We start from the raw sequence: 18,876 nt of genomic DNA on the forward strand, positions 1-18,876 counted from the left end.
AATGATTGTGGCACTACGGCGACTCACGGACCGAACCCTCGACCTCGACACACTCGACGTGCTCGCACGCGTCGCCGAGACCGGCTCCCTCTCCGCTGCCGCTGGAGCGCTCGGCGTCACGCAACAGGCAGTGTCTGCTCGGATCCGGGTCGCCGAGCGCATGGTCGGTCACTTGTTGGTGCACCGCTCGACCACGGGGTCGGTGCTGACCGAGACCGGCAGGCTCGTCGTCGGGCTGGCCGGACCGGTCCTCGACGCGTCTCGCCACCTCGAAGCAGGAGTGGCTGCGCTGCGGACTCCCACGGGTTCGCTCGTCGTCGCAGCGTCACAGACGATCGCGGAGCTGCTGCTGCCGGGCTGGCTGCTCGAATTCCGCCGCCGCGAACCCGACGTGCGGGTGCGCCTGATCGCGGGCAACTCCGCCGCGGTGACGGACCTCGTGCAGTCGGGTGGCGCGAACCTCGGGTTCACGGAGACCCCGGTGACGGCGGCAGGTGTGTCCGCGCAGGTGATCGCGGACGATGAGCTCGCGGTCGTCGTTGCGCCGGAACATCCCTGGGCTCGGTCGACCGGGATCACTGCGGAGGTCCTGGCGGCGACGGCTCTGCTCCTGCGGGAAGAAGGTTCCGGAACTCGCGCGACCCTCGCCGCATGGCTCAGGGAGGCCGGTTTGAGCATGTCGGTTCCGGCCGCGGTGCTGGAGACCACGAGCATCATCCGGGCGAACGCGCAGGCTGGAATTGCACCGGCGGTGATGAGCCTTCGCACGGTCGCCGCCGACATCAACGACGGGTCGCTGGTGCGGGTCCCGCTCGCTGGGCCGCCACTTGCCCGGCCGTTGCGGGCGATCTGGTCGGGAGAGCCTCAGCCAGCTGGTTCTGCTTTCCTGCGCGTCGCCCACGAGGTGACCGGTCGGGGTCAGCGCAGCCCGTAGGGCAGCTCCGGATTGTTCTCCGCGATCTCGGTGAGCCGGTTGTACTTGGCGACGCGTTCTCCGCGGGCGGGTGCGCCGGACTTGATCTGTCCGGTTCCGGTGCCGACGACGAGGTCCGCGATGAACGTGTCGGTGGTCTCGCCGGACCGGTGCGACACCATGCTCCGCATCCCGAGCGAGCGTGCGACGCCGATCGCGTCGAGGGTCTGGGAGACGGTGCCGATCTGGTTCGGCTTGATGAGCGCCGCGTTCGAGAGCCCGTCCTTCCCACCGTCGCGGATGCGCTGCGGATCGGTGACGTAGAGATCATCGCCGACGATCTGGAGCATGTCGCCGAGCGCGAACGACATCGCCTTCCAGCCGCCGTGGTCATCTTCGGAGAAGCCGTCTTCGATGCTCCGGATCGGATACCGGCTGATGAGGTCGCGGTAGTAGTCGACCATGCCTGCGCGGTCGAGCCGGCGGTCCACGACCCGGTAGCTACCGTCACCGAGCGCGAACTCGTTCGCCGCCGGGTCGAGTGCGATCGCGACGGTGTCCACGCCGGGCTCGTAACCGGCGGCACTGATCGCGGCGACGAGGAGGTCGAGGGCCTCCTCGGGCGCGGCGATCGACGGGGCGAAGCCGCCTTCGTCCCCGAGACCGAGACTGCCGAACCGTTCCCGGACCAGTGCCGCCAGCGCGTGGTAGACGTCCGATCCGATCCGAACCGCGTCGGTCATGGTCTCGGCGTTCACCGGGGCGATCATGAACTCCTGGAAGTCGAGCGCGTTCGCTGCGTGCGCTCCGCCGTTGAGCACGTTGAAGTGCGGGACGGGCAGGCGGGGCGTGCTGCCGGTGACGTCTGCGATCCAACGCCAGAGCGGCAGCTCCGCTGCGGCGGCGAGAGCGCGTGCCATCGCGATCGAGGTCGCGACGACACTGTTCGCGCCGAGCCGGCGGTGGTTCGGGGTGCCGTCGAGGGCAGCGAGGGCGGCGTCGGCCTGCCCGATCGAGGTCCACGACTGGCCGGTGATCATCGGTGCGACGTCCGTCGTGATGAGGTGCAGTGCCTGGCTCACGTCGCGGCCGCCGTAGCTGCTGCCGCCGTCGCGAAGCTCGACAGCCTCATGCGCGCCAGTGGATGCGCCTGCGGGGGCGTCACCGGTGACGACGGTGCCGTCCTCGAGCTCGAGACGCACCTGGATCGTCGGGTAGCCGCGGGAGTCGAGGATCCGGGAGCCGTGCAGGCTGCTGATGGTGACGGGGCGGCTGGTGTGGGTCACGTACTCGCCCTGATGGTGGGTGGTGTGGTGGACGTTGCTGATGTAGTCGTTCACGGCGGTTGTCGCCTTTCGGGTTGGTCGTGCGGGTGTGGGCCGCGGGGAGGCGGAGGGACGACCTCCTGGCGATCACTGGGCGCCAGTTGCCTCCCCACGGCGGTTCAGGGCGCGCACTGGATGGTGTCGGGTGCGCGGGTGCCGGTCAGGGGTGCGGGGTGAACCGTTCCTGTGCGGCGCGGATGATGGCTTCGGCGTCGACACGGTTCGCCCACCCGTTGGTGGTGACGTGCTTGCCGTGCTCGATCTCCTTGTAGTGGGCGAAGAAGTGCTCGATCTCCGCCAGGACCGGCTCGGCGACGTCGGAGATGTCCTGGACGTGGTCGAAGCGGACGTCTCCGGCGGGGACGGTGAGGATCTTGTCATCGCCGCCGTTCTCGTCGACCATGCGGAGCATCCCGACCGGGCGGACGTCGATGACGACGCCGGGGAACGTGGGCCGGGGCAGCAGCACGAGCGCGTCGAGGGGGTCGCCGTCATCGCCGAGAGTGTCGTCGATCGAGCCGTAGTCCTGCGGGAACACCATGCTGGTGAACACCGCCCGGTCCAGGCGGATCCGTCCGGTGGCGTGGTCGACCTCGTACTTGTTGCCGCTGCCGCGGGGGATCTCGATCGTGATGTCGAAGTGCATGAGCTGTTCGTCTCCCAGTCGGATGGTCAAGTGAGGGTGCCGAGGGTGACGCCCCCGGCGGCTGCGGCGACGGAGACGACGAGCATCCCGAGCCCGTTCACGGCAGCCGCGGTGGTGCGGCCAGTGCGTGCGAGGCGGACGGTCTCGAAGCTGGCGGTGCTGAACGTGGTGTAGCCACCCATGAGCCCTGTTCCGAGCACCGCGACGGGGGTGGCGCCGAGGTGACCGGCGGCGCCGGTGATCAAGCCCAGCAGGAACGAGCCGGTGATGTTGATCGTCAGCGTCCCGACCGGGAGCCGGAACTGCCGACCCCGGTTGATCGCACCATCCACGAAGAACCGTGCGGCCGCGCCGACACCGCCAGCGACCGCGACGCTGAGGAAGGCCAGGGCGCTCATGATGTGGCCCCGTTCGGTCGGACCAAACCCGCGATCGCGAGGCCGCTACCGGTGGCGATCGCGCCGGCGAGGACCGTCAGGAGCGCGTACCCGGTGCCGGCCAACCCGCGGCCAGCGAGGAACAACACCGCGGTGCTGGTCGCGAGGGTGCTGTAGGTGGTGAACCCGCCGAGGACACCGGTTCCCAGAAGCAGGCGCAGTGTCCGGCGGCGACCCTCGTCAGGTCCGCGATGCGCGAGGTGTTCCAGCAGCACACCCAGTAGGAGCGCGCCGGCGATGTTGATCCAGAAGATCGCCCAGGACACCTCCTGCTGAGCGGGGAACGCGGTGCTGAGTCCGTCGCGTGCGGCGGTACCGATGGCGCCGCCGAGTGCGACGACACCGAGGTACCGCCACCGCAGATGCACTGGCCGGTCGATACGTTCCGGGTCGTTGGCGTCGATGTCTGGGTCGGGCGGGAGCTGCCCATCGGGCAGGTGCGTGTCCGTTCGGGAGGTCATGTTCCACCTTCCGCAGCGACCGCTGCCGCTGCTGCTCGTGCTGCCGGATGCAGGTACTCCCCACCCCGCGGACAGAACCCACCGTCGCCGTCGAACCGGTAGATCAGGGGTTCGCCCGTGGGGAGGTTCAGGTCCGCGAGCTCACCGTCAGTTAGGCCGTCCATGCAGGCACACAGTGCCCGCAGTGAGTTGCCGTGCGCGACGACGAGCACTGTCTGCCCGTCGCGGAGTGCCGGGGTGATGCTGTGCGACAGGACGGGTTGGACCCGGCGGATGACGTCGGAGAGTGTTTCGGTTCGACGAAGTGCCGCCCACGGCAGTCCACGAAGCGCCGGCGTCCGCCGGAGCGCCAGCCACGCGCGGATCGACATGCGTGGTGGCCGTCCCGTGCGGGTCCAACGAACAGCGAAGAACTGCTCCGCCCCCAACGCCGCTTGCGCATTCTGCTTGGACATGCCGGTGAGGGCGCCGTAGTTCCGCTCGTTCAACCGCCACGTCGACTCGATCGGCGCATCACGTCCGAGGACGTCGGTGACGAGCTCCGCCGTGTGGAGCGCCCGCTCGAGCGTCGACGTGAGCACGAGGTGCGGTCGGATGCCGGCATGCAGAAGTAGCAACCCAGCCCGATTCGCTTCGGCGCTGCCCTGTTCGGTCAGCGCGACGTCTCGCAAGCCGGTGAAGGTACCGGCAGCGTTCGCAGTGCTCTGTCCGTGGCGGAGCAGAACAAGCTGGCCGGTCACGGGGTGTCCCACGGCAGTGGGGCATCGAACCCGACCGGATCAACGGGCACTACGAGCACTGAACGGTGCTGCTGATGGGTCAGCCGTACCGCGACCGACCCCGTGAAGAACTCCGCGATTCGACCCGCTCCCGTCCTGGCCCCGACGACCAGCATCGCCGCGTCGCGGTCTTCGGCCACCTGCGACAGTGCCCGGCTCGGATCCCCGACACCCGGGACGAACGTGACGTCGACGCCGTAGGTCGTTGCGGCAGCACGTACTGCCGCCTTGTCACTGTCCGACAAGCCCTGCGGTGTCGTGTCAGCGGTGTCAGGGTCGATCGGTTCCACCATCACCGACCCGTCCGAGCGCGTACCGGCATCGAAGAGCGATGCATCCACGCTGACGCACACCAGCGTCGTACCGAAGCGCCGCGCGATAGACGACGCAACCTCGATGACCCCCGGAGCGAGGCCGGGCAGGACGCCGACGACGACCGGTCCGGAACCGATTGGTGCTGTCATGACACTCCCTACCTCAGGCGCGCAGAAGCGCGACCAGCTGAGATAGGGACTGTTGTCGACAACTGTCGAGGTTGGGTCCGGCAAGCCCCACTACCGGGTCCGAAGACACCACCATTATGCACCCGAACCCCAAGTCACGCGGGCCGTCTCGCGCACCCGCGACGTCCCGACACCGAAGGAAGCGATTCCGACGACACGGAGCGAAGCTGCCCACACGTGAGAGCGAGCGACCTGCTGCCGCTTGCCTTCGACCACAGCGCCGAACAGGTCTGACGAAGCGTCCGCAGGGGATCGGCAAACGAGACACCGCGTTGAGCTGCACGAGCCTGTCAGACGAGTGCGCTGTCCGGTTCAGTCTCGAACGCTTCGAACCTCGCATCGGCGAGCAGGCTCGAAATCAGCCTGGCGGGCCGGCGACGATGGTCGAGTCGGTGTCGATTTCGGTTGGTACCGCGACGCCGAGCACGTCCGAATGCTGATCGCTCATGAGGCACTGATGTCGCCACGTGAAGAACCTGTCGGGCGCTCAGCGCTGGGTGGCCGCGTCGCTGACGTTGACCGCTATCTGCCTCGTCGCTGGACTCATTGCAGTCAGCATCGGTGCTTCCAACCTCGACGGCTGGTGCCAGGTCGGTGCTACTGGGAGCGATGGCGCGCAGACTTGGGAGGGCTGCACGAAGGACACATCGAGCCTGTGGTGGGGTGGCGCACTCACAGCGGTGGGGCTTGTGCTGGCAGGCATGACGTGCCTGGCCGGAGCGATTGTCTGGACTCTCGAGCGTAGACCGGTAGACCGGTAGACCGGTAGACCGGTAGACCGGTAGACCGGTAGACCGGTAGACCGGTAGCCGATGCCCTACCGGGGGAGGTGGCGTGGACGAGCCGTTCGTTGCAGCTCCCGGCGGGCGTCCTGGGGCAGACTTTCCGTGGGCCTGCCGAGCACGCCGTCGGTCGGTACGGGCGATGGGTGCAGATGAGTGTGCGGCTGCTGGTGGAGCGTGCAGTCGTGCCTCCGACTAGGGCTTCGCCCCGTTCCCGAACGACCCGTGCAGCGTCGTCCCGGCGAACGCGGTCCCGTCGATCACCCCGTGTACCCGAGCGAGCGTGGCGTCGTCCGCCGGGGAGACCCCGATCGTCAGCGAGCCGTAGTCGATGCGCATCGTCTGCGGGATGCTCGCCTCGAGTCCGGTCACGCCTGGCGTGGCGGCGAGCGTCGCCAGTCCGGACGCAACACCGAGGGCCGTTGCGTCAGGGATCTGCTGGTCGAACGTGCCCGAGTAGGTGACGGTGGAGAGGACGTGTCCCGGCCCGGCCGGCACCTGCAGCGTGAGGGTGACACCGGTCCAGGCGATACGCTCCGCCATCGCGACCGCGACCGCCATCGCTTCCGACGGGGTTGCGTCTGGGTCCATCGTGACCACGAAGGCGCTCGAGAACGAGTGCGTCTCGGTCGCACCGACCGGGGGCGTGGGACGAGCCGAGGGCGTGGGCACCGGCGGGAGCACGGGATCGTCCGGGGAGACACCGCCGATCGGCGGCGGTGCAGCCGGGCCGGCGTCGCGGTTGTCCCATGCGTCGAGGCCGGGGGGCGTGACGTCCGTTCCGTCGGCGGCCGTGTAGCGCTGGTGCAGCTCGATCCGGTTCGTCGCGCTCGCGACGCCGGGGCTCGCCTGCACGGTGCGGAGTGCGTCGTCGAGCGTGGACGCGACCTGCGGGTCCAGCTTCGGGACCTCCGCCGTCGTGGCGGAGGAGGCCGTGCCTCCCGGCCCGGCTGCGCACCCCGCGACCGAGACGAGCGTGATCACGAGGGCTGCGGTGACGGCGGCGGTTCGCTGAAGCATCTTCCGACCGTACGGGCCCAGATGACCCGACGCATCGACCGTTCGGCGGGGATCGCGTGAGACGGTGCTCGGCCGGACGCGATCGAGTCCGGCCGAGCACTGTCTCGACGGGCGACCGGCCGATGAGACGTTCCATGGGTTCGACCGAGTGCCATGGGCCCGCGAAACGACCGACTGCCCGTCATCAGCTGGGCGCAGGCCGCCGACCGCTCCGAGGCGGAGGGCGCGAGCCCGCTGCTGAGGATGATCACGCTCGTCACCGGGACAGGGCGCGACGGCGTGTGGCGAAGGATCGTCTCAGGACGACGTCAATGACAGGCCCACCTGCTTCCGAACGCGTCGTGCACGCGCCGAAGGGCTTCCGCGTTGCCCCACTCCTGGATGCTCGAGCAATCGGCCTTCGCACGGGCTGCGACCAGGCCCCAGTTGCCAACACTTTGGTAGGCGTACTGGTAGTCCGAGCCCGACCTCGACGCACCGCCACCGCCCTGTTGCTCCGGTAGCTGAATCTGCTCACCATCGGGGAAGACGAGGGTCTGCCCGATCGGATCACACGTGGGCAGGTGCTTGGTGTTCAACGCCTCGACCATGACCGGCGCTGCGGTCGGGCAAGCAGACAGAGTTGCCTCACCTGCAGTCAACGTGAGGTACCCATCGTCGTTGTCCGCTTCGCTGCAGCTCGTCAGAGAAACCACAGCTGCCAAGAGCAGGCCACAGACCCCGAAGACACTAAGGTTCACGGGAACCAGTCTGGCGCTGACGGGCAGCCTCCGCTAGCCGATCGGCTGACGAACGGCCAGGCGCTTCACCGTGAGGCTGCACTCGTCGGAGACGCTTACTCTCAGGGCATGCGTCCAGGGGATCGATCGAACCTGCTGCGGTCGGGGCGAGCCGGCATGCCCCGGCGGTTGTACGAACTGCTCTTCGGGTCTCCGTTGGAAACCACCCGCCGTTCTCCGGCCCCCCGGACCCCGACGCCGGCAGCGCCGCCCGAGGGATCGGTGCCAGCCCTGAACGACGGAGAACTCGACGTCTGGCTCACCGAGTGGCAGATCGAAGAGGACGGCTACGACGTCGCGGTCGGAGACGAGATCACCTGGTCGTTGTACGCAGCGGATCAGCCGTGGATCGACCACATCCTGGAAGCGCCTCGCACGGTCCCCCTGCAACTCGACTTCTACGCCGAAGAACTCAGCGAAGTGGAACGAGCGACGCGAGAAGACGTACGCGGCACCATCATCCGGATTGACCAGGTCTCGGTGCGCTTCGTCACTGATCCAGACAAGCGGGGGTTCTCGATGCCCGAAACCCGTGGTGGGCAGCAGCACAGCGTGTCGTCACTGTCCGACCGCCGACCGCACCACGGCAGCATCGATGGTCGGGTCGTTCGAGTTCGTAGCTGACTGAGCTTCCATCAGCGGTGACGTCGCCGTTCGGTCAGATCACGTGACACGCGCGCCGTCGCCGAGCCGCACGAGCGGAGTTGGCGACGACGATCGAGTCCGTCGACAGGAACGAGCGGGGCGGGCTGATGGCGGGCCTCCCGTCCGGGTGGGTTGCGCGAGACAGGGGTGTCTGCGTGGGACGCCGCCGAGTGAACGAGACGCCGCGGAAGTCGGCGGCGTCTCGGGGCTGCCGAGGTGTCCAGCGAAGACGGGGGCGTCTCGAGCGGACCCGGGCGCCGGGGCACCGGGAGCGCCGGGCCCTCAGGAACCGGGCGGGGGCGGCGCCGTGCTCGCGCGGACCACCAGCGACGCCGGCAGCTGCACGTGCGCCGGCACGTCGCGGCCGCCGAGCAGTTCCAGCAGCATGCGGAGCGCCTCGGCACCGAGGTCGTGCAGCGGCTGCGCGACCGTGGTCAGCGGGGGAGTGGCGTTCGCGGCCTGGGGGACGTCGTCGAAGCCCACGACGGACAGGTCCTGCGGTACGCGGAGCCCGAGTTCGCCGGCGACCTGCAGGACCCCGATCGCCGAGCTGTCGTTCGCCGCGAACACCGCGGTCGGCCGGTCGTGGCGGGAGAGCAGTTCGCGGGCGACCTCGGCGGTGGCGGCGGTCTGGTAGTCGCCGACGCAGACCAGGTCGGGGTCGAAGGGGATGCCGGCGGCCTCGAGCGACTGGCGGTACCCGAGTTCGCGCAGTTCGGCCGAGGCCAGGTCGGCACGTCCTCGGATGTGCGCGATCCGGCGGTGTCCGAGGGCGATGAGGTGCTCGGTCGCGGCCCGCGCCCCGCCGACGTTGTCGGAGTCGATCGCGGCGTGGCCCTCGGGTCCGGTGTGCGGGTCGATCGACACGACGGGGATCGGGGTGCTCGCCATCAGGGTGGTGGGGGTGACGACGATCGCGCCGTCGATCAGGGTGCCGGCGAGCCGGGAGAGTGAGCGGCGCTCCCAGCCGGGGCGTGCCTCGCCGCTGACCAGTCCGGCGTAGGCGAGCAGCTCGTACCCGGTGCCGTCGGCGGCGGACGAGATGCCCTTGAGCAACTCGGTCGAGAACGGCTCGAACTCGGTGACCAGGATGCCGATCACGTCCGTGCGGCTGCGGCGGAGACTGCGGGCGACCAGGGAGCTCTCGTACCCGAGCGACTCGATCACCGCGAGCACGCGTTGGGAGGTGGCGGCGGCAACGCCATCGCGTCCGTTGATGACCTTCGAGACGGTCGGGACGGAGACCCCGGCAGCCCGCGCGACATCGCTGATGGTGGTCCGCCCCCGCAGGGGAGCCGGACGGGCGATGGCATCCACGTCGACACCGTACCCCGCCGAGGGGTCCTCAGCCGCGGACCGCCACGGACCGAAATCGTTATCGAAATCGATTGACAAGCCGAATGAGCGCCAGGCATGCTCTCCGTGCGGCCTCGCGGTCGCATGTCAACGACGACTACCGAGGGACTCCACAATGACGAGGAAGAACAGGTTCGCGGCGGCCATCGCCATCGCAGCCGGCACCGCACTGCTCGCCACGGGCTGCTCGAGCGGCGGAGCCGCCGACGACGGCAGCGGCAACGGCAAGGTCACGATGACCTTCTGGCACAACTCCACCACCGGTCCGGGCAAGGCCTACTGGGCCGACACGGTCAAGGCGTTCGAGAAGAAGAACCCGAACGTCACGATCAAGATCCAGGCGATCCAGAACGAGGACCTGGACGGCAAGCTCCAGACCGCGCTGAACTCCGGCGACGGCCCCGACGTCTTCCTGCAGCGCGGTGGCGGCAAGCTCAACGCCATGATCAACGCCGGGCAGCTGCTCGACATCAAGGACTCGATCAGCGCCGACGCCAAGAAGTCGATCAGCGCCGGCACGTTCTCGGGCTACGACGCGAAGGACGGCACCTACGCCATGCCCGTCGCCGTGCTCCCCGAGGGCATCTGGTACTCGAAGGACCTGTTCGAGAAGGCCGGCATCACGGGCACGCCCACCACGATGGACGAGCTCAACGACGACATCGCCAAGCTCAAGGACTCCGGCGTCGACCCGGTCGCCGTCGGTGCCAAGGACGCCTGGCCGGCCGCGCACTGGTACTACAACTTCGCCCTCCGCGCCTGCAGCGAGAAGACCCTGACCGGTGCCGCCGAGTCGCTGAAGTTCGACAACGCCTGCTGGACCAAGGCCGGCAAGGACCTCGAGGCCTTCAACGACACCAAGCCGTTCAACGACGGCTTCCTCACCACCGCCGCACAGCAGGGCGCCGGCAGCTCCGCCGGTCTCCTCGCCAACCACAAGGCGGCCATGGAACTCATGGGCGCGTGGGACCCGGGCGTGATCTCCTCCCTGACCCCGGACGCCAAGCCGCTGCCGGACCTCGGCTGGTTCCCGTTCCCCGCCGTGTCCGGCGGCAAGGGTGACACCAAGTCGATGATGGGTGGCGTCGACGGCTACTCCTGCACCGCGAAGGCCCCGAAGAAGGCCTGCACCGACTTCCTCAACTTCATCGTGCAGAAGGACAACCAGGAGGGCTACTACAAGGCCTTCCAGGCGATCCCCGTCAACCAGGACGCCCAGTCCGTCGTGTCGGAGTCGTACCTGAAGACGGCGCTCGCCGCGTACAAGGACGCCCCCTTCGTGTCGCAGTACCTCGACACCCTCTACGGCCAGAACGTCGGCAACGCGCTGAACACCAGCGTCGTGGACGTCCTCGCCGGCAAGGGCACCGCCAAGGACATCGTCACCACCACCAACCAGGCTGCGGCCAAGGGCTGACCATGACCCTCGACACCTCGCTCGGAACGGACCCGGCCACCGGGTCGGACCGCGGTGCGGGGTCCACGCAGGCAGGGCGCGGTGCCTCCACGGCACCGCGCCCCGCCGGGCGTCGGCCCGCCAAGCGGCTCGCGGACTGGCGGCAGCGCGCGGAGATCGCCGTCCTCGCCGGACCCGCCGTGATCGTCTTCGTCACGTTCGTGATCCTGCCCGTGGCCATGGCCGCGTACTACGGGTTCTTCAAGTGGCAGGGCTACGGCCCGCCCACCGACTTCGTCGGCCTGCAGAACTACGTCATCATCTTCCAGGACCAGGCCTTCCGGTCGGTCCTCATGCACAACGGCTTCATCGTCGTCCTGTCGCTGGTGTTGCAGGGCCCGATCGCCATCGTCCTCGCGCTGCTGCTCAACCAGAAGATGCACGGCCGTGGTCTCATCCGCGTCCTGGTCTTCGTGCCGTACGTGATCTCCGAGGTCATCGTCGGCACCGGCTGGAGCCTGCTGCTGCAGTCGAACGGCGCCGTGAACGACCTGCTCCAGGGCATCGGCCTCGGTGGTCTCCGCGCGGACTGGTTGTCCAACCCGGACATCGCCATCTGGACGCTGCTCGTGATCATCTCGTGGAAGTACATCGGCTTCGCGGTGATCCTGTTCCTCGCCGGCCTGCAGAGCATCCCCGAGGAGCTCTTCGAGGCCGCCGCGATCGACGGCGCCGGCTACTGGCAGATCCAGCGGCGCATCACGCTGCCGCTGCTCGGACCGACCATCCGCATCTGGGCGTTCCTGTCGATCATCGGGTCGCTGCAGCTGTTCGACCTCGTCTACATCATCTGGGGGCAGTACATCGCCTCCACCGCAGGCACGTCGACCATGGCGACCTACATGGTGGCGAACGGCCGTACTTCCGGGAACTACGGGTTCGGCAGTGCCGTCGCCGTCGTGATGTTCATCATCTCCCTGGCCGTCGCGCTCATCTACCAACGATTCGTGCTCCGCCGGGACACCGCCGGTGCGATCACCGAAGGGAAGAAGTGATGGCCACCACGAGCATCGTCGCCCCCGGGCGCCGGGCGACGCGTGACCGCCGGTCGAGCGCGGCCATCGGTCGCGCCAACCCGCTCACCTACGTCGTGGCGATCCTGTTCGTCGCCGCGAACCTCGCCCCGGTGCTGTACATCGTGCTGGGCGGCTTCCGGACGAACTCGCAGATCACCACCAGCCCCGCCGGTCTGCCGGCTCCGTTCGAACTGGGCAACTACGGCTCGGTCCTCGGCAGCTCGATCTTCTGGCGGGAGCTCGGCAACTCGGCGATCAGCGCGATCGCGACGACCGTCGGGGTCGTCGTGCTCGGCCTGATGGTCAGCTACATCCTGGCCCGCTACCGGTTCGCCGGCCGCGGTGCCCTGTACGCGCTGTTCGCCGCCGGCCTGATGTTCCCGATCACCGTCGCGATCACCCCGCTGTACCTGCTCATCAAGGACCTCGGTCTGACGGACAGCCTGGCCGGTGTGATCCTGCCGCAGATCGCCTTCGCCCTGCCGACGACCGTCATCATCCTGGTGCCGTTCCTCCGGGCGATCCCCGACGAGCTCGAGGAAGCGGCGTCCATCGACGGTGCCAGCCGCCTCGGGTTCTTCTTCCGGATGATCGTGCCGCTGTCCCTGCCGGGCGTCGTCACCGTCGGGATCCTGGCGTTCATCGCCAGCTGGAACAGCTACATCCTGCCGCTGTTCATCCTCAACAACGAGGGCAGCTACACGCTGCCGCTCGGTGTGCAGGCGTTCTCGTCGCAGTACTCCGTCGACACGGCGAAGGTGCTGGCGTTCACGTCCATGTCGATGATCCCCGCGCTGGTCTTCTTCACGATCTTCCAGCGCCGGATCGTCGGCGGCCTCACCGGGGCGGTCAAGGGATGACGATCACCAACGAACCCCGACAGGTCGACACGGTCCGCACCGAACTGTCGGACCCGGCCACGGGCCTCCCGGCCGTCCCCGAGGTGAGCGACCGTGTCCGCGACCTGCTCGCCCGGATGACGCTCGAGGAGAAGACGGCGCAGATCGTCGGCTACTGGCTCGATCAGAACGGCGTCGTCGCACCCATGCAGGGCGAGATGGCGGCCGCGCAGGACGACCGGGCCACGCTGCCCGACGTCACCCGTGACGGCATCGGGCACTACACCCGCGTCTACGGAACCCGCCCGGTCGACGCCGAGGAGCGAGCCGCGTGGCTCTGGCAGGAGCAGCGCCGCCTGAAGCGGGAGACGCGGCTCGGCATCCCCGCCCTCGTGCACGAGGAGTGCCTCACCGGACTGGCCGCCTGGAAGGCCGCGACCTTCCCGACGCCGCTCGCGTGGGGTGCCTCGTTCGACCCGGAACTCGTCGAACAGGTCGGCCGTGCGATCGGCGACTCGATGCGTGAGCTCGGCATCCACCAGGGGCTCGCCCCGGTGCTCGACGTCGTCCGCGACCCCCGCTGGGGCCGCGTCGACGAGTGCATCGGTGAGGACCCGTACCTGGTCGGCACGGTCGGCACCGCCTACGTCCGCGGCCTGCAGGACGCCGGCGTGCACGCCACCCTGAAGCACTTCCTCGGCTACTCGGCGTCCCGCGCCGGACGCAACCACGCGCCCGTCTCCGCCGGGCCGCGCGAGATCCGCGACGTGTTCCTGCCGCCGTTCGAGATGGCGCTGCTCGACGGCGGTGCCCGCTCGGTGATGAACTCGTACACCGAGACCGACGGCGTCCCGATGGCCGCCAACCCCGAGTACCTGACGGGTGTGCTCCGCGAACAGCTCGGCTTCGACGGCACCGTCGTCGCGGACTACTTCGCGATCGCGTTCCTCGAGGTCATGCACGCCGTCGCCGCCGACCGTGGGGAAGCGGCGGCGCTCGCCCTCGAGGCCGGCATCGACGTCGAGCTGCCCACCGGCGACGCGTACCTGCAGCCGCTGCTCGAGCGCGTCCGGTCCGGCCAGCTCGACGAGGCGTACGTCGACCGCGCGGTCCTCCGTGCCCTCGCGCAGAAGGAGGCCCTCGGCCTGCTCGACCCCGAGGCGTACGAGGACGAACCGCCCACCGGCGTCGACCTCGACTCGCCCCGGCACCAGGCGCTCGCCCGACGTCTCGCCGAGGAGTCGATCGTGCTGCTCGGCAACGACGGCTTCCTGCCGGTCCGGCAGACCCCCGGCACCGTCGCCGTCATCGGCCCCAACGCCGACCGGGCCGAGGCGCTGCAGGGCTGCTACTCGTTCGCGAACCACGTCCTGGCCGCCCACCCCGGTCTGCCGCTCGGGTTCTCGATCCCGACGGTCGCCGAGGCGCTGACCGACGCGTTCGCCGGCGCGTCGGTCCGGGTCGTCGAGGGCTGCACGGTCGAGGGGGAGGACCGCACCGGCATCGCGGACGCCGTCGCCGCCGCGACGGAGGCCGAGCTCGCCGTCGTCGTCGTCGGCGACCAGGCCGGCCTGTTCGGCCGTGGCACCGTCGGCGAGGGCAACGACTCCGAGTCGCTCGACCTGCCCGGCGTGCAGCGCGACCTGGTGGAGGCCGTGGTCGCCACCGGCACGCCGGTCGTCCTGGTGCTCCTCACCGGCCGGCCGTACGCCGTCAGCTGGGCGCTCGACGGCGAGGGGCCGCGGCCCGCCGCCGTCCTGCAGGCGTTCTTCCCCGGTGAGGGCGGCGGGCTCGCGATCGCCGACGTCGTCACCGGTCGGGTGAACCCCTCCGGTCGACTGCCGGTGTCACTGCCCCGCTCCGCCGGCGCGCAGCCGTACTCGTACCTGCACCCGGCCCTCGGTGGTCCGTCGGACGTCACCGCGACCGACTCCACCCCGGTGCGGCCGTTCGGCTTCGGCCTGTCGTACGCGTCCTTCGAGTACGCCGACCTGGTCGTCGACGAGTCGGTCCGTGCCGGGTCAGCGTTCAGTGCCAGCGTCACGGTGACGAACACCGGCTCGGTCGCCGGCGCCCACGTCGTGCAGCTGTTCGGGCACGACGTCGCCGGATCGGTCACCCGTCCGGTCGTGCAGCTGCTCGGTTACGCCCGCGTCGACCTCGACGCCGGCGCCTCCGTGCGGCTCGGATTCACCGTCCCCACCACCCGCCTGGCGTTCAGCGACCGGCGCATGGTCCGGATCGTGGAACCCGGCGACGTGGAGGTCTGGGTCGGCTCGCACGCGGCGGCCTCGGCCTCCGTGGCGGACGCCGACACCGCGACCGGTGGCGTCATCGTCAACGAGCGCGCCACCGCCGCCCGGGTCCTGCCCGGCACCGCGACACCGCGAGCGCTCCTCGCGGTCGAGGGACCCGTGCACGAGGTCACCACCCGCGACGCGCGACTCGTCACGTGGGAGGTCGTCGGCTGACGGGGAACCGGCCGGTGACGGCCGCCGCGGGGGAGCGCGGGGCCGTCGGACGGGAGGCCCGTGACCAGCTGGTCACGGGCCTCCCGTCCGTCATGGGGCCGGGTGCCGATCCGGATCCGTGGTGGCCGTGGTCTGCCCTGTCGCCACGGGGTGTGCGCGGGCTAGGGTGGCGGCGATGAGCAGCGCTGCCGATCCGGCCCGCACGTCCTGGACCGGACGCCGGGGACCGTTGCTGACCCTCAGCCTGATCGTCGGGGTGTCGCCCTTCGCGACCGACATGTACATCCCGGGGCTGCCGGCCATCGCCCGCGACCTCGACGTCTCGACCGCCGCCGTCCAGCTCACGCTGACCGCGTTCCTGGTCGCCTTCGCGGTCGGGCAGATCGTCGTCGGACCGATCAGCGACGGGGTCGGACGGCGCCGGATCCTGCTCGGTGGCACGGCCCTCTTCGCCGTCGCCGGACTGGTCTGCGCGATCGCCCCGGACATCGTGACCCTGGTCGTCGCCCGGGTCGTGCAGGGCCTCGGTGGAGCCGCCGCCGCGGTGGCGGGTCGGGCGATGGTCGGTGACGCGGCCACCGGGACCGAGCGCAGCCGGCTGTACTCGACGCTCGCGGTCGTGAACTCGGTCGGGCCGGTCGTCGCACCGCTCGCGGGCGGGGTCGTGCTGTCGTTCTCGACCTGGCGCGGGGCGTTCGTGGTGCTCGCGGTCCTCGGCGCCGTCCTCACCATCACGGCTGCGCGGTCCCTGCCGGAGACCCTCGTGGAGCCCACGCCCGGCGGCCGGTCGCCCGGGGCCGTGCTCGGACGGATGGCCGAGCTGCTGCGCATCCCGCGGTTCCGCTGGTACCTCGTCACCGGGTGCTGCGGGACCATCGGGTTCTTCTCGTACATCGCCACGTCGTCGTTCGTGTTCCAGCAGCAGTACGGCTTCGGCGAGGGGCTCTACACGCTCGTCTTCGCCTCGAACGCGTCGTGCATGATCGTGTCGACCCTGGTGTTCCGGCAGCTCGTCGGCCGCGTCCCCGAGGACCGTCTCTACACGATCGGTCTCGCGGTCGGCACCGTCGGTTCGGTGCTCGTCCTGCTCGGCGCGGTCAGCGGGGCCGGACCGGCCGTGGTCTGGCCGGCGCTCGCACTCGTCACCGCAGCGTGGGGCTGGGTGATCCCGGGGTCGATCACGCTGACCCAGGCGCTCGGCCACCGGCACCCGGGGACGGCCTCGGCGCTGGCCGGTGGGCTGACGTTCGGGCTCGGTGGGTTGGCGACGCCGCTCGCCGGGGCGCTCGGCGGCACCGCGACGGCGATGGGCGGGATGATGGCCGGGTTCATCGCGCTCGGGCTGGTCGTGCAGGTCTGGGCATCGGCGCGGCACGGGCGGCGGGTGGTCGGCTCGCGGTGAGGGTCGGGTCGGGTCGGGCCGGGTCGTGTCGTCTTGTGTCGCTTCGTCCGCGTTGCGGCTGACACGTCGTCGTGGCGGACGTCCCTAGTGTGGAGCGATGCCGACGTTGAACCGCATGCCCGTCCTGCTCGCCACCGGCTCCATCGCCATCCCCGTCGCGGAGGCCCTGGTCGCCCTGCCCTCCGCCGTGCTGCAGCGGATCGAGGCGTCGCCGATCAATCCGGACCTGGCGGACACGGCAGCGTTCTCCGAGGCCTACGGCTTCCCGGTGTCCGGCGGTGCGAACTGCATCGTCGTCGCGGGCAAGCGCGGCGACACCGTGACCTACGCGGCGTGCGTCGTGCTCGCGTCCACGAAGCTCGACGTCAACCGGACCGTCAAGGGGCTGCTCGGCGCCCGGAAGGTCAGCTTCGCGCCGATGGACGACGCGGTCGAGCGCACCCGGATGGAGTACGGCGGGATCACGCCGATCGGGCTGCCCGCGGACTGGGCGGTGTACGTCGACTCCCTGGTGCTCGAGGCGCCCGAGGTCGTCATCGGGGCAGGTGTGCGCGGAGCGAAGCTGTTCCTGCCGGGTGCGGTGCTCGCCGAGCTGCCGCGGGTCGAGGTGGTCGAGGGGCTCGCGGTCGAGCCCGGCTCGCCCGCCTCGCCCGCTTCGCCTGCCTCGCCGACCGGGCCGGCCGAGCCGGCGCCGTCGGCCTGACCGGCGCCGGTCAGTCCTGGGGGCGAACCAGGCAGAACGGGTGCCCCGCCGGGTCGAGGTAGACCCGGAAGGTGTCGGTGCCCTCGCCCGTCGCCCGCGCGCCGATCGCCAACACGGCCTGTTCACCGACGTCGAGGTCGTCCACCTTCACGTCGAGGTGGACCTGCTGCGGGACGTCCTGCCCCGGCCAGTCCGGAGCCCGGTAGTCGTCGACCCGCTGCAGGGCGAGCAACGGTCGGTGTCCGGCGAAGGGCAGGACCACTTCGGCCCAGTCCTCGTCGTAGGCGACGATCTCCCCGCCGAGGACTTCGGCGTAGAAGCGAGCGAGGGCGCGGGTGTCCGGGCAGTCCAGGACGACGACGTCGAGTGAGCCGATCATGGCGGTCACCGTAGTCCTGGTCCGGCAAGATGGGTCTCGGGGGGAACATGAACGTTGCACGCGATCACGACCGCGGACCGGACGACGGACCCGAGTCGCAGCCGGACGAGGACCGGGCTGCACCAGGTCCCTACGGGCTCGACGCTGCCGTCCCGGGCCGGACGACCCCGGCGCCGCCCGCCCAGTCCACACAGGTGACCAACCGGTCGTCGAGTGTCGTCGTGGCGTTGCTGATGCCGGTTGCCCTCGTCGTGGGCTTCGCGTTCCAACTCGGGGCGAGCCTGCAGCAGACATTCGGGTCCGGAGAGCCGACCCCGGGCACCACACTGGCCGTCCTGTTGGGCGTCGCCATCGCCGTCGGGATCCCGGCAGCCGTGCTCGTCGTCGAGGTCCGCGAACGCCGGGAGGACCGCAGCCGGTCGTCGGCGGCGATGATCGCGGCGATCGTCGTCCTCTGCATCGCCGGGGCGTTGGACGGAACGGCGCTGCTCAACACGATCGGCACCACCGCCCAGCACGCCCAGCGACGCGCCCAGCCAGCCACCGCGGCGGAACGCCACTTCGGTGACCGAGACGCTTCCGGGGAGCTTCGGGAGCTGGGTTCCCGCACCGCTGCGCTCCTGCAGTCGGACCTGGACCCCGCGGGCGCCGAGGTGACCAGGCAGGAGTGCCCACTCCGCAACGACCAGCCGGGCACGTCCTTCATCTACGACCTCCGCCGCCCCGATGAGGGTTCCACGGCGGCACCGACCGCACCGACAGCGGAGGAGCGGACTCGGTTCGACGCCGTGGCTGCGCTCTGGTCGGGTGCGGGCATCAGCCAGGATCCGCCGAGTACTGAGCATCCGGAGGAGCTGAACGGCTCGTCGCCGTGGACCGTCCGTGCCGTCGCCACGACCTCCGGCGAGGTGTTCATCAGCACCGAGTGCCTGGCCGACCGCGGGTGAGGCCCGCCTCCTCGCTA

19 protein-coding genes are annotated in these 18,876 nt (G+C 70.0%); 9 read left to right on the forward strand and 10 right to left on the reverse strand.

Translation table 11 applies throughout. From position 1 onward, the window contains the following. Nucleotide 1 precedes the first annotated feature (1 nt). Nucleotides 2–934 (forward strand): LysR family transcriptional regulator, encoded by a 933-nt coding sequence (locus QL987_RS01355; RefSeq protein ID WP_208385475.1) that lies wholly within the window; start codon nt 2–4, stop codon nt 932–934. Here the strand turns inward: QL987_RS01355 and eno are convergent. The 8 genes from eno to QL987_RS01395 all read right to left on the reverse strand — a co-directional run bounded on the left by eno (nt 919) and on the right by QL987_RS01395 (nt 7,606). Next, the gene (gene eno / locus QL987_RS01360; protein ID WP_083393829.1) at nt 919–2,253 is read right to left on the reverse strand and encodes a phosphopyruvate hydratase; all 1,335 of its coding nucleotides are present in this window, start codon (nt 2,251–2,253) and stop codon (nt 919–921) included. The genes QL987_RS01355 and eno overlap by 16 nt on opposite strands. Before the next feature lie 145 nt (nt 2,254–2,398). Further along, nucleotides 2,399–2,884: an inorganic diphosphatase gene (locus tag QL987_RS01365; RefSeq protein ID WP_055960822.1), complete on the reverse strand. Its 486-nt coding sequence runs from the start codon at nt 2,882–2,884 to the stop codon at nt 2,399–2,401. Nucleotides 2,885–2,910: 26 nt separating this feature from the next. Then, complete coding sequence (locus QL987_RS01370; RefSeq protein ID WP_055960823.1) at nt 2,911–3,282, reverse strand: CrcB family protein; 372 nt, start codon at nt 3,280–3,282, stop codon at nt 2,911–2,913. Further along, on the reverse strand, nt 3,279–3,689 hold the full coding sequence (locus tag QL987_RS01375) for a CrcB family protein (protein ID WP_055962328.1): 411 nt from the start codon (nt 3,687–3,689) through the stop codon (nt 3,279–3,281). The genes QL987_RS01370 and QL987_RS01375 overlap by 4 nt, the downstream gene beginning before the upstream one ends. An 89-nt stretch (nt 3,690–3,778) precedes the next feature. Beyond that, nucleotides 3,779–4,534: a 2,3-diphosphoglycerate-dependent phosphoglycerate mutase gene (locus QL987_RS01380; protein ID WP_290155907.1), complete on the reverse strand. Its 756-nt coding sequence runs from the start codon at nt 4,532–4,534 to the stop codon at nt 3,779–3,781. Continuing rightward, the gene (locus QL987_RS01385; protein ID WP_060915497.1) at nt 4,519–5,025 is read right to left on the reverse strand and encodes a universal stress protein; all 507 of its coding nucleotides are present in this window, start codon (nt 5,023–5,025) and stop codon (nt 4,519–4,521) included. The genes QL987_RS01380 and QL987_RS01385 overlap by 16 nt, the downstream gene beginning before the upstream one ends. Before the next feature lie 1,016 nt (nt 5,026–6,041). Next, the gene (locus QL987_RS01390; RefSeq protein WP_290155909.1) at nt 6,042–6,866 is read right to left on the reverse strand and encodes a hypothetical protein; all 825 of its coding nucleotides are present in this window, start codon (nt 6,864–6,866) and stop codon (nt 6,042–6,044) included. A gap of 308 nt (nt 6,867–7,174) precedes the next feature. Further along, nucleotides 7,175–7,606, reverse strand: a complete 432-nt coding sequence (locus tag QL987_RS01395) for a hypothetical protein (RefSeq protein ID WP_290155910.1) — start codon at nt 7,604–7,606, stop codon at nt 7,175–7,177. A 261-nt stretch (nt 7,607–7,867) separates the two neighbouring features. Between QL987_RS01395 and QL987_RS01400 the strand changes: the two genes are divergently transcribed. Then, entirely contained in the window at nt 7,868–8,269 is a 402-nt protein-coding gene (locus QL987_RS01400) for a DUF6578 domain-containing protein (protein ID WP_290155911.1), read from the forward strand. A gap of 303 nt (nt 8,270–8,572) precedes the next feature. Here the strand turns inward: QL987_RS01400 and QL987_RS01405 are convergent, their stop codons facing one another. After that, nucleotides 8,573–9,607 (reverse strand): LacI family DNA-binding transcriptional regulator, encoded by a 1,035-nt coding sequence (locus QL987_RS01405; RefSeq protein WP_253464395.1) that lies wholly within the window; start codon nt 9,605–9,607, stop codon nt 8,573–8,575. A gap of 154 nt (nt 9,608–9,761) precedes the next feature. Here QL987_RS01405 and QL987_RS01410 point away from each other — a divergent pair, with 154 nt between their 5' ends. The 6 genes from QL987_RS01410 (at nt 9,762) to QL987_RS01435 (ending at nt 17,533) form a co-directional block, all read left to right on the forward strand. Then, a complete protein-coding gene (locus QL987_RS01410) occupies nt 9,762–11,063 on the forward strand; it encodes an extracellular solute-binding protein (RefSeq protein ID WP_290155912.1) in 1,302 nt (433 codons plus the stop codon). A gap of 2 nt (nt 11,064–11,065) precedes the next feature. Then, complete coding sequence (locus tag QL987_RS01415; RefSeq protein ID WP_111074509.1) at nt 11,066–12,097, forward strand: sugar ABC transporter permease; 1,032 nt, start codon at nt 11,066–11,068, stop codon at nt 12,095–12,097. Further along, entirely contained in the window at nt 12,097–12,978 is an 882-nt protein-coding gene (locus QL987_RS01420) for a carbohydrate ABC transporter permease (RefSeq protein ID WP_290155914.1), read from the forward strand. Before QL987_RS01415 ends, QL987_RS01420 begins: the two co-directional genes overlap by 1 nt. Beyond that, nucleotides 12,975–15,428 (forward strand): glycoside hydrolase family 3 N-terminal domain-containing protein, encoded by a 2,454-nt coding sequence (locus tag QL987_RS01425; protein WP_290155916.1) that lies wholly within the window; start codon nt 12,975–12,977, stop codon nt 15,426–15,428. Before QL987_RS01420 ends, QL987_RS01425 begins: the two co-directional genes overlap by 4 nt. Before the next feature lie 175 nt (nt 15,429–15,603). Further along, complete coding sequence (locus QL987_RS01430) at nt 15,604–16,830, forward strand: multidrug effflux MFS transporter (protein WP_290155918.1); 1,227 nt, start codon at nt 15,604–15,606, stop codon at nt 16,828–16,830. A gap of 97 nt (nt 16,831–16,927) precedes the next feature. Then, the gene (locus tag QL987_RS01435) at nt 16,928–17,533 is read left to right on the forward strand and encodes a YbaK/EbsC family protein (protein ID WP_290155920.1); all 606 of its coding nucleotides are present in this window, start codon (nt 16,928–16,930) and stop codon (nt 17,531–17,533) included. 10 nt (nt 17,534–17,543) lie between these two features. On the opposite strand, the gene QL987_RS01440 is transcribed toward QL987_RS01435, so the two are convergent. Beyond that, nucleotides 17,544–17,912, reverse strand: coding sequence for a VOC family protein (locus tag QL987_RS01440; RefSeq protein ID WP_290155922.1), 369 nt, complete (start codon nt 17,910–17,912; stop codon nt 17,544–17,546). Between the two features lie 221 nt (nt 17,913–18,133). On the opposite strand from QL987_RS01440, the gene QL987_RS01445 reads away from it, so the two are divergent. Next, complete coding sequence (locus QL987_RS01445) at nt 18,134–18,859, forward strand: hypothetical protein (protein ID WP_290155924.1); 726 nt, start codon at nt 18,134–18,136, stop codon at nt 18,857–18,859. The last annotated feature ends 17 nt before the right edge of the window (nt 18,860–18,876 follow it).

The organism is Curtobacterium sp. APC 4022 (assembly GCF_030407555.1).
GTDB lineage: Bacteria > Actinomycetota > Actinomycetes > Actinomycetales > Microbacteriaceae > Curtobacterium.